This window comes from Aquabacterium sp. (genome assembly GCF_036279675.1).
GTDB lineage: Bacteria > Pseudomonadota > Gammaproteobacteria > Burkholderiales > Burkholderiaceae_C > Aquabacterium.
The window spans coordinates 99,068-108,485 of the sequence record NZ_DASUIS010000072.1; the positions used below are offsets into that span (position 1 = coordinate 99,068).

Annotated in this window: 8 protein-coding genes and 1 pseudogene; 7 read left to right on the forward strand and 2 right to left on the reverse strand. The window is 65.0% G+C overall.

Annotated features, from left to right (window positions below):
* Positions 1 to 1,311: an acyl-CoA dehydrogenase family protein gene (locus VFW93_RS09010; RefSeq protein WP_329693662.1), complete on the reverse strand. Its 1,311-nt coding sequence runs from the start codon at positions 1,309 to 1,311 to the stop codon at positions 1 to 3.
* A gap of 206 nt (positions 1,312 to 1,517) precedes the next feature.
* Here VFW93_RS09010 and VFW93_RS09015 point away from each other — a divergent pair, with 206 nt between their 5' ends.
* Complete coding sequence (locus tag VFW93_RS09015; protein ID WP_329693663.1) at positions 1,518 to 2,507, forward strand: AraC family transcriptional regulator; 990 nt, start codon at positions 1,518 to 1,520, stop codon at positions 2,505 to 2,507.
* Between the two features lie 58 nt (positions 2,508 to 2,565).
* Positions 2,566 to 3,633, forward strand: coding sequence for an RNA methyltransferase (locus tag VFW93_RS09020; protein ID WP_329693664.1), 1,068 nt, complete (start codon positions 2,566 to 2,568; stop codon positions 3,631 to 3,633).
* 161 nt (positions 3,634 to 3,794) lie between these two features.
* Here VFW93_RS09020 and VFW93_RS09025 read toward each other — a convergent pair whose 3' ends face one another.
* On the reverse strand, positions 3,795 to 5,789 hold the full coding sequence (locus tag VFW93_RS09025; RefSeq protein WP_329693665.1) for an acetoacetate--CoA ligase: 1,995 nt from the start codon (positions 5,787 to 5,789) through the stop codon (positions 3,795 to 3,797).
* Positions 5,790 to 5,897: 108 nt separating this feature from the next.
* Here VFW93_RS09025 and VFW93_RS09030 point away from each other — a divergent pair, with 108 nt between their 5' ends.
* From VFW93_RS09030 to VFW93_RS09050, 5 genes and pseudogenes are all read left to right on the forward strand, one after another.
* Positions 5,898 to 7,091: a serine hydrolase domain-containing protein gene (locus VFW93_RS09030; RefSeq protein ID WP_329693666.1), complete on the forward strand. Its 1,194-nt coding sequence runs from the start codon at positions 5,898 to 5,900 to the stop codon at positions 7,089 to 7,091.
* Between the two features lie 81 nt (positions 7,092 to 7,172).
* The gene (locus VFW93_RS09035; RefSeq protein WP_329693667.1) at positions 7,173 to 7,448 is read left to right on the forward strand and encodes a DnaJ domain-containing protein; all 276 of its coding nucleotides are present in this window, start codon (positions 7,173 to 7,175) and stop codon (positions 7,446 to 7,448) included.
* Positions 7,449 to 7,536: 88 nt separating this feature from the next.
* Positions 7,537 to 8,115 carry a hypothetical protein gene (locus tag VFW93_RS09040; RefSeq protein WP_329693668.1) on the forward strand — a complete coding sequence of 193 codons (579 nt, stop codon included), beginning with the start codon at positions 7,537 to 7,539 and terminating at the stop codon, positions 8,113 to 8,115.
* Positions 8,116 to 8,129: 14 nt separating this feature from the next.
* Positions 8,130 to 8,879: a hypothetical protein gene (locus VFW93_RS09045; protein WP_329693669.1), complete on the forward strand. Its 750-nt coding sequence runs from the start codon at positions 8,130 to 8,132 to the stop codon at positions 8,877 to 8,879.
* Positions 8,880 to 8,897: 18 nt separating this feature from the next.
* A pseudogene (locus VFW93_RS09050) lies at positions 8,898 to 9,418 on the forward strand (hypothetical protein); the annotation flags it as partial.

Below are 9,418 nucleotides of genomic sequence, written 5' to 3' on the forward strand. Positions count from 1 at the left end.
TCAGAGCAACAGGCCGCCTTCCATCACGCCGACGGCGCGCAGATCACGGTACCAACGCTCCACCGGGTGCTCCTTCACGAAACCATGACCGCCCAGCAACTGCACGCCATCGCTGCCGATCTGCATGCCCTTGTCGGCACACAGGCGGCGCGCCAGGGCCACGGCCTGGCCAAACTCTTGATCCGCGTCGATCAGGCTGGCCGCGCGCCAGGTCAGCAGGCGCATGCCACCCAGCTCGATGGCCATGTTGGACACCGCAAACGCCACGGACTGACGATGGCTGATGGGCTCACCAAAGGCCTCACGCTCATTCACGTAGGGCACGATGTAATCCAGCACGGCCTTGGCACAACCGGTTCCCAGCGCACACCAGGCCAGGCGGCTCAACTGGATGCATTCCTCGTACACGGCCGCACTGCCTTCACCCAGCAGGTTGCCAGCAGGCACCGACACCGATTCCAGACGCAAGCGTGCGGCACCCGCGGCACGCAGGCCCATGCTGCGGTCTTCTTCCACCGACAAGCCCTTGCTGGACGACTCGACCAGGAACAAGGCCGGGCCGGTACCTTCCAGATGGGCCGCCACGACGAACAGCTCGGCCGACTTGGCCAGTGGCACCATGGCCTTCACGCCGGACAGCACAAAGCCACCGCCGGAGCGCGTGGCACGGGTCTGCAAGGCGAAAGGATCGAACAGGGCGACGGGCTCCTGCACGGCCAGTGCGGCAGCCGGCGGCTTGTCGCCTGCAAAGTCAGCCAGATAACGTGCCTGTTGATCAGCGTTACCCCACAGCACCAGGGCCGTGCTCACAGCCGATGGCGCCAGCGCGGCAAAGGCCAGGCCCATGTCACCCTCGGCCATGGCTTCTGCGATCAAGGCATTGGTCACGGCCGAGCGCTCGGCGCCCATGCCCCCCAACGATTCGGGGATGCCCAGTGCCGTGAACCCCAGCTCGGCGCACTGCGCCAGCAAGGCGTCCGGTGCGGCGTAAGCGGTATCGGCAGCCGACGCGGCGGGGCGCAGTTGCTCCATGGCGAAGGTGCGTGCCGCATCCTGCAAGGCGCTCTGGTCGTCGCCGGGCGTCAGGTCAAACAGATCCCCGCCCCCGCCGCTCTTGGGCAGGCGCTGCGGAGAACCCAGGTTCTTGACCGCCTTGAAGGCGCGGTTGGCCGCCGTGACCGTCTTGAAGCCGGCCTTGGTGCCGTGATAGAGCACTTTTTCGGTAGGTTTGCGCAAGTTGAGCTTGTCAAGTTGGGGGTTGGCCGCCATGCGGCTCAAAGAACGCAGGCCGAGACGTGTGAGCGAGGTCATGGGTTGGATAAGATGCCGGATGTGAATGGATGATCTGGCGGGCATCTTGCCGAAAGCGCACCGCCAGGACTTGCCTTTACGCGCCAGTCAAGTTGACCGGCCTTGCCAGACAGCACAACAGCGCCTGCGAATGGCGCCACAGGAGTACCCCCGCTTTGCCGCCCAGGACGCCAGATCCCAACGCTTCAGCCTTGCGCAGCTGGCTGATGGCCGCCAAAAGTGCGGTCGAACAGCGTGGTGTGGATGCCAACGCCCTATTGCAGCAGGTCGGCCTGGACCTGTCCAGCGCCACAGACCCCATGGCGCGCTTTCCCGCCCACCTGGGCCTGGCCTTCTGGCAGAAAGCCCTGGCCCAGATTGACGAAGAGCTGATCGGCATGGAAGTGGCGCTGCAGCAGTTCATGCCGCTGAACTTCAACGCCCTGGGCTACGCCCTGATGGCCTCGGAAAACCTGGGCCAGATGTACTTGCGCCTGTCCCGCTACGCCCACATCGTGACCGATGCCGCCGATATCCGCTTCGAGGTGGACGAAGGTGCCGGCCGCCTGAGCATCAGCGGCGACACCACCCTGCTGGGAACCGTCGACGACGCCACACGCTGGAGCATCTTCGACTACGCCGTGCTGACCGTGGTACGTGGCTCGCGCCTGCTGTACGGCCGCGATTTCATGCCCCTGGAGATCCGTCTGCAGCGCCGTCAGCCCAAGGCACACGCCAAGCTGGAGAAGGTGCTGCGCTGCGTGCCCATCTACGGCAGCGACACCAACACGCTGGTGGTGGACCTGGCCACACTGAACAAGCCGCTGTCGTTTGCCAATCTGGATGTTGTCAAGGCCAGCGAGACCATGCTGGACCGCTATCAGTCCAACATCAGCGAGCGCCCCTTGAAAGAGCAGCTGGCCACCGTGTTCAAGGAGCTGCTGCCCAGTGGCGAGCCACGCCAGGAAGACGTGGCCGAGCGCCTGTCCATCACGCTGCGCACCTTGCAGCGGCGACTGAGCGAAGAGCAGACCTGCTACCGCGATGTGCTCAACGACACCCGTCATCAACTTGCCTTGAGCTACCTGGCCGGCGAGCAATACTCGATCGGTGAAGCCGCCTTCCTGCTGGGCTTCTCCGAGGTCAGTGCCTTCACCCGCGCCTTCAAGCGCTGGACGGGCACCTCGCCGCGGGAATGGCGCAATCAGGCCGAATAGGCGCATCGACGCCATCGCCCTACACTGTCGCCCTGCCCCCCGCGCCCCGAATTTCGCCATGCGCATTGAAGACATCCGCCAGCGCCTGCACACACTCGGCGCCAAACCCATTCACGTCCAGCGTGTGCTGCGCCTGTGGTCGCAAGCCCTGCCTCAGGAAGGTGGCAAGCGCCGCCCCGAAGACTTCCTGCCGCTGGAAGTGCGTGAAGGCCTGCCCGCCGTGCTGGCCGACATCGACGGCCTGGCCCGCATCCGCTCCGAACACCCCGGTGAAGACGGCTCGGCACGGCTGCTGGTGGCGCTGGCCGATGGCCAAACGGTGGAAAGCGTGCTGCTGCCGCGCGGTGGCCTGTGCGTGTCATCACAAGTGGGCTGCGCCGTGGGCTGCGTGTTCTGCATGACGGGCAAGGAAGGCCTGCTGCGGCAGTTGGGCAGCGCCGAGATCGTGGCCCAGGTGGCCCTGGCCCGCACGCGCCGCAAGGTCAACAAGGTCGTGTTCATGGGCATGGGCGAGCCTTCGCACAACCTGGACAACGTGCTCGAAGCCATCGACCTGCTGGGCACCATCGGCAACATCGGCCACAAGAACCTGGTGTTCTCGACCGTGGGCGACCCGCGCGCCTTTGACCGCCTGCAAAGCCTGGAGATGGGCCGCGTCAGGCCCGCGCTGGCCCTGTCGCTGCACACCACCAAGGCCGATCTGCGGGCGCAGTTGCTGCCCCGCGCCCCGCGCATGACACCCGAAGAACTGGTGGAGCGCGCCGAGGTATACGCCCGCCAGACCGACTACCCGATCCAGTACCAATGGACGCTGATCGAAGGCGTGAACGACAACGAAGAAGAGATCGAAGGCATCGTGCGCCTGCTCACAGGCAAGTACGCGCTGATGAACATGATCCCCTACAACACGGTAGACGCGCTCGACTTCAAGCGCCCCTCATGGGAGCGCGCCGCCGAGATCGCCCGCACATTGCACCGCCGCGGCATCCTGACCAAACTGAGGCAATCGGCCGGGCAGGACGTGGATGGGGGGTGCGGGCAACTCAGGGCCCGCGATTTGAGCGGGGCCAACCAACCTCGCCCTGTGCGCATCGTCAGGCCAACGGCACACAACGCAACCGACTAAACCAAGCGCACAAACCTGCCCTCGCCACGGAACAGAAACGCCTCCAAACACAAACAGGCGCGAGGTGGGCAACGCAGCGAAGTAAAGGAAGAGGGACCGGCGCAGCCGGGCACGGAGGACATGAGCGGAGTTGCCCACCTCGCGCCGCTCTCGCCGACGCGTCAACCTTCCTGCGCCAACCTGAACTGCGCCACATACCAATCCAGGCACCCCGGATTGGCCATCGCATCCTTGTTGACCACCTTGGCCAGCGGCTGCCCCAGGAACACCTTCTTGATCGGCACCTCCTGCTTCTTGCCCGACAAGGTGCGCGGGATCTCGGGCGCCTGCAAGGTCAGATCCGGAATGAAGCGCGGCGACACCGCCGTCTTGATGGCCTCGTTGATGCGCCCCTGCATCGCGGCATCCAGCGCATGCCCCTCGCGCAGCACCACGAACAGGATCATGCGGCTCTCACGCCCCAGGTATTCCAGGTCGATCACCATCGAATCCAGCACTTCCGGCAAGGCCTCGACCGCCGCGTAGAGCTCGCTGGTACCCATGCGCAAGCCGTGGCGGTTGATGGTGGCATCACTGCGGCCATAGATCACGCAACTGCTGTCCGCATCGATCTTGAGCCAGTCGCCATGGCGCCAGACACCGGGGTACACATCGAAGTAGCTCGACAGATAACGGGCATTGCCCTCGTCGCCCCAGAAGAACAAGGGCATCGACGGAATCGGCCTGGTGCAGACCAGCTCCCCGACCTCGCCCATCACAGGCTGCCCCTGCTCGTTCCACGCCTCGACCGAAGCGCCCAGGTAGCGGCACTGCAGGCGCCCCGGCACCAGCGGTAACTCGCGATGCCCGCCGATGAAGACGCCGCAGAAGTCCGTGCCGCCCGAGATGTTGCTCCACCAGATGTCGGGCGTGCCGATGCGGGCGAATTGATCCGTGCCCCAGCGCTGCGTTTCTTCCGACAAGGGCGAGCCGGTTGAGCCCAGGGCGCGGATGCGCGACAGATCGCCGCACTGGCTGATGTCCACACCGGCCTTCATGCAGCCCGCATAGAAGGCGGCACCCGCGCCAAAGTAAGTCACCTTGTGGCGCGCGGCAAAGCGCCACAGCACCGTCCAGTCGGGCGACTCCTTGCTGCCGCCCGGGCTGCCATCGAACAGGCAGATGGTGGCCCCACCAAGCAGCCCGCCGATCTGGCTGTTCCACATCACCCAACCTGTGGAGCTGTACCAATGAAAGCGCTCACCCAGGCTGTTGGGTGCGTAACTGCAGCCCACATCACCATGCTTGTTGCCGGCCGCATTCACCATCAGGATGCCGCCATGCCCGTGCACCAGTGGCTTGGGCAGGCCCGTGGTGCCACTCGAATACACGATCCACAAGGGATGATCGAAGTCCAGCCACTCTGGCTCGAACTCGCGCACGGCCGCGTCATCACGAGCGATGGCCTGGGCAAAGCTCAGATCGGCTTTCACGGGCTGGGCCGCAAATGGGCTTTCCAACACGATGACTTTCTCAACAGAAGGCAAGGCGGCACGCAAGCCCTCGACCACCGTGCTGCGGTCCAGGCCCTTGTCGGCATAGTGCACGCCATCGGCCGCGATCAACACCCGAGGTGTGATCTGCTGGAAGCGATCGGTCACGGCTTGCGTGCCCATGTCGGGCGCACACACGCTCCAGATGGCGCCCACGCTGGCACAGGCCAGAAAGGCCACGACTGTCTCGGGCACATTGGGCAGGTAGGCGGCCACGCGGTCGCCCTTTTGCACGCCCAGGTCCTTCAGGGCCAGCGCCATGGAAGCGACCTGGCGGCGCAGCTCGGGCCAGCTCAACTCACGCGCCCGCCCCAGTTCGTTGTCGCTGATGATGGCTGGCACACCTGCCGCCTGCGCGGCATCGACATGCCGCAAGACGCGCTGTGCGTAATTGACCTGGGCGCCCGGAAACCATCTGGCGCCCGGCATGCGCGCCTCACTCAGCACCGCCTCATACGGCGTGGGCGATTGCATGCCTTCGTAGTCCCAGATGCTTTGCCAGAAGGCCTGCTGATCGCTCACGGACCACTGCCACAAGGCATCGTAGTCATCGAAGCTCAGGCCATGCTGCGTGCGCAGCCAGTCTTGATACAGGCGGATCTGGGGAATGTGGGGAGGGCGCATGCTGTGAACGTGCCGTGTCGAGATGAAGTTCATTATGTCCGCGCGCATGGCGGAACATCCCCCACAATTTACCTACCTCGACAACAGCAAGGCCTGCACATGACCGGTATGACGACTCCCACAGGCTACGACTTCAGCTCGGTTCATGCCGCCATGCAGCGGTATGTGGATGGCGACATCCTGGCGGGCGTGTCCTCTGCCGTGCTGGTCGGGCAGGATCTGGTGGACATCCATTGCGCAGGCTGGGCCGACAAGGAGAACCAGATCCCGATGCGGGCGGATCACATCTTCCGCGTGTACTCGAACTCCAAGCTGATCACCAGCTGCGCCGTGCTGCTGCTGTGGGAAGAAGGCCGCTTCGAGCTCGATGAGCCGGTCGAACGCTTCATCCCCCAGCTGGGCAAGCGCCTGGTGCTCAAGCCCGGCGCCACGGAGCTGAACGATGTCGAGCCTGCAGAGGGGTCCATCACCATCCGTCACCTGCTGACCCACCAGTCGGGCCTCAGCTATGGCCTGCTCGACCCGGGCACCTTGATCTACAAGGCTTACAGCGCACGCAAGCTACTGAGCCCCAACACGACACTGGCCGAGAAGATGGACGCCCTGGTCGATCTGCCCCTGCTGTTCCATCCAGGCAAGGGTTGGGAATACTCCTTTGCCACCGATGTCTTGACCCACCTGATCGAGGTCGTCAGCGGGCAGCGCTTCGATGCCTTCATCCAGGCTCGCATCCTCGGGCCGCTGGGCATGGTCGACACCGGCCTCGTCATCCCGCCCGAGAACCAGCACCGACTGGCCACCTTCTACATGGGCGCCGATCTGACCAAACCCATGCTGCCCGGCCTCACGCGCAACGACAACGCGCCCTTCCCTCAGGCCAACCTCAAGCCCTTCCCCTGGCAGTCGGGCGGAGGCGGCCTGGTCTCGACCCTGCCAGACACGCTGGCCTTGCTGCGCAGCCTCATGCCCGGCGGCCCGGCACTGCTCAAGCCCGACACCATCGCCATGATGATGCGCAACCAGCTGCCCGATCAGCGCTGGATCAAGTTCCCGCGCTTTGGCGAGCTGCCGGGCAAAGGCTTCGGGATGGGGGGCGCCGTGACCCTGGCCCCGCTGCCCTTCGACCCACCCGAATCCATCGACGAATTCCAGTGGGGCGGGCTGGGTGGCACCCATTGGTGGATCTCACCTCGGCACAACATGGCCGGCGTGCTGATGACGCAGCGCCACATGGCCTTCTGGCACCCTTTCTCGTTCGAATTCAAGCAAGGGGTGTATCAGGCCGTTCTGAAGGGCCGCTGAGGCCCTGGTGCCAGCGCAAAAGGTACCACCTGCCGCGCACATCCAGTACAGTTCAGCTCCAGACACATTTTCGCGGCAACCATGACCGATCACTACGCCGCCCTCGGCCTGGGCAGCGCGGCCACGCTGGCCGACATCAAGAAGGCCTTCCGCCAGAAGGCCTCGCTCTATCACCCGGACCGCAACACGGCCCCGGACGCCCCTGCACGTTTTCGCGCTGTGCAAGAAGCCTACGATGTGCTGTCCGACGCCGACAAGCGCCAGGCCTACGACGACAACCGCCGCCGCAACCTGCTCGACAGCCCCATCGATACCGCGCGCGACATCTGGCTGAACTACTTCAGCGCCCTGCTCTGAGCCTGGCTCGCCCGGCTTGCTGCCCTCGGCAAGATCCCCAGCCCCTCAGCGCCCACCTCGACATCCTTTCGCGCCCGCCTGACACACCATGATCCTCTCCCCCGCCTTCCACGACCTGCGTGCCGCGTACCAGTCCGAGATGGACGACCTGACCTCCGACACGGAAGGCCGCGACGTGCTGCGCAAGCGCCTGGCCGACAAGCGCAAATCGCTGGACTTCCTGCTGCAGATGACCGAGACGGCCCCGGAAATGGTGGCCGTGGTCTTCCACCAGGGCTTTCGCTTCACCGAACCCGCCGTGATGGACCAGGTCGTGAGCCTGGAGATCGACGATGTGCCCGACTGGGACGAGCTGCGCGGCGCCGTGCAGGTGCTGCCCTCGGCCCAGTCGCTGGCCGAGACCTTCCTGCAGCAGGCCGATGGCCAGCGCTTCATGACCATCGCCGCCGCCCTGGTCTACCTCTACGAAAAGCCCGACGGGCGCGTGCAAGCCGCCGCAGACGATGCCGATGAGGAAGACGCCGACAAGGACGACGACCGCGAACACGATAACCACGACGACGAAAGCCGTGAATACGTGGACAACGACGACGATGACGACGCCCGCGCCCGCGATGAAGCCGGCGCAGACTGGCTGGCCGAACAAGGCTTTGACCGCAAAGACTGAAGCGAACCCACACCATGAACGAGATTGCACTCATCCAGCAGACCCAGAGCCTCATCGCCGCGGGCGACATCGTTGGCGCCGAAGCCATCCTCGTGGACCTGGCCGACAAGGAGGGCGACAAGGCCCTGATGGTCGTGCTGGAACAACTGCCGCCCAAGGACATCCTGGCCGTGATCCGCGAGTACGACCCGTCCAAGGACTCGGTCATCAACATGCTGATATCGCCCGAGCAGTTCGCCCGCGCCGTGGTGATCGAAAAGCGCTACAAGGACCTCAAGCACGTCCACCTGCGCGGCATGGTCAATTCCATCATCTTCCGCGAAGATGCCGATCCCATCGAGTTCCTGCAGGCGCTCGGCGATCTGGAAGGCGGCAGCGAAGCCCTGGCCAATTACTTCGCCGACAAGTGGAGCCGCGTGGAAGCCTTCGCGCGCGCCGGCAACTTCGACACCATGGAAGACGACGGCCAGATGCTGTCGGAGCAAGCCTTGCTGGCTTCCGCACACGTGCGCCCCGTGCTGCAACACGACGAGGTGGCCGACAACGACTGGATGGAACTGGCCTGGCTGCTGCGCTACCAGTGCCCGGATCTGTTCTGCGAGATGCTGCTGGTGCTGCGTGCCAAGGCCCTGCGTGGCGAAGATGCCCCCGGCGACGATGAAGAAGAAGCCGAAGAGAGCGACGGCAAGGTCGAAACCGGTGACACCGACCGTGGCCGCATCACCCAGGCCGCCATCGACCCGGACGAAGAATCCGCGATCTGATCAGCAAAGCGCCCAGCCATGACCGAGCCTTCCACCGACACCGCACAGCCCGGGGCCGCACCCGCGGCGATCTCGCTCTACGACGCCCGGCCCTTCTTTGAAAAAGCCCTGCAATACGGCGTGGCCAATGGCCTGATCAACCAGGCCAAGCTGGACGCCATCTGCGTGGAAGCGCCCAAGGGCATGGTGCAGATCGCCGCCTACTTCGGCAGCGAGTTCCTGCGCCCGGAGCTCGAAAAGGCCCGCGAGCGCATGATCAACCTGGTCAGCATCTTCCTGGAAGAGTCCTGCCAGGGCGATGTGCACCGCGCCGCCGAAGCCCTGCGCGACCACTCGCTGCTGTCGCGCTCCAAGGGCGGCTCGGACATGCTCAAGAAGTTGATTGCGATGCCGCAAAGCTCGCACTTCGGCATGAGCGAGCGCAAGGGCTTCACCGACGACATGATCCCGCACCTGGCCAAGTGGACCTTGCGCCCGCTGGCCGACTACCGCGCCGAGCTGGCCACCCGCCGCCATGCCGCCGACCTGATCGAAGCCGC

Coding starts and splice junctions, on each gene's coding strand:
- VFW93_RS09010 (WP_329693662.1), bottom strand. CDS start 1,311: ATGACCTCGCTCACACGTCTCGGCCTGCGTTCTTTGAGCCGCATGGCG.
- VFW93_RS09015 (WP_329693663.1), top strand. CDS start 1,518: ATGGCCGCCAAAAGTGCGGTCGAACAGCGTGGTGTGGATGCCAACGCC.
- VFW93_RS09020 (WP_329693664.1), top strand. CDS start 2,566: ATGCGCATTGAAGACATCCGCCAGCGCCTGCACACACTCGGCGCCAAA.
- VFW93_RS09025 (WP_329693665.1), bottom strand. CDS start 5,789: ATGCGCCCTCCCCACATTCCCCAGATCCGCCTGTATCAAGACTGGCTG.
- VFW93_RS09030 (WP_329693666.1), top strand. CDS start 5,898: ATGACGACTCCCACAGGCTACGACTTCAGCTCGGTTCATGCCGCCATG.
- VFW93_RS09035 (WP_329693667.1), top strand. CDS start 7,173: ATGACCGATCACTACGCCGCCCTCGGCCTGGGCAGCGCGGCCACGCTG.
- VFW93_RS09040 (WP_329693668.1), top strand. CDS start 7,537: ATGATCCTCTCCCCCGCCTTCCACGACCTGCGTGCCGCGTACCAGTCC.
- VFW93_RS09045 (WP_329693669.1), top strand. CDS start 8,130: ATGAACGAGATTGCACTCATCCAGCAGACCCAGAGCCTCATCGCCGCG.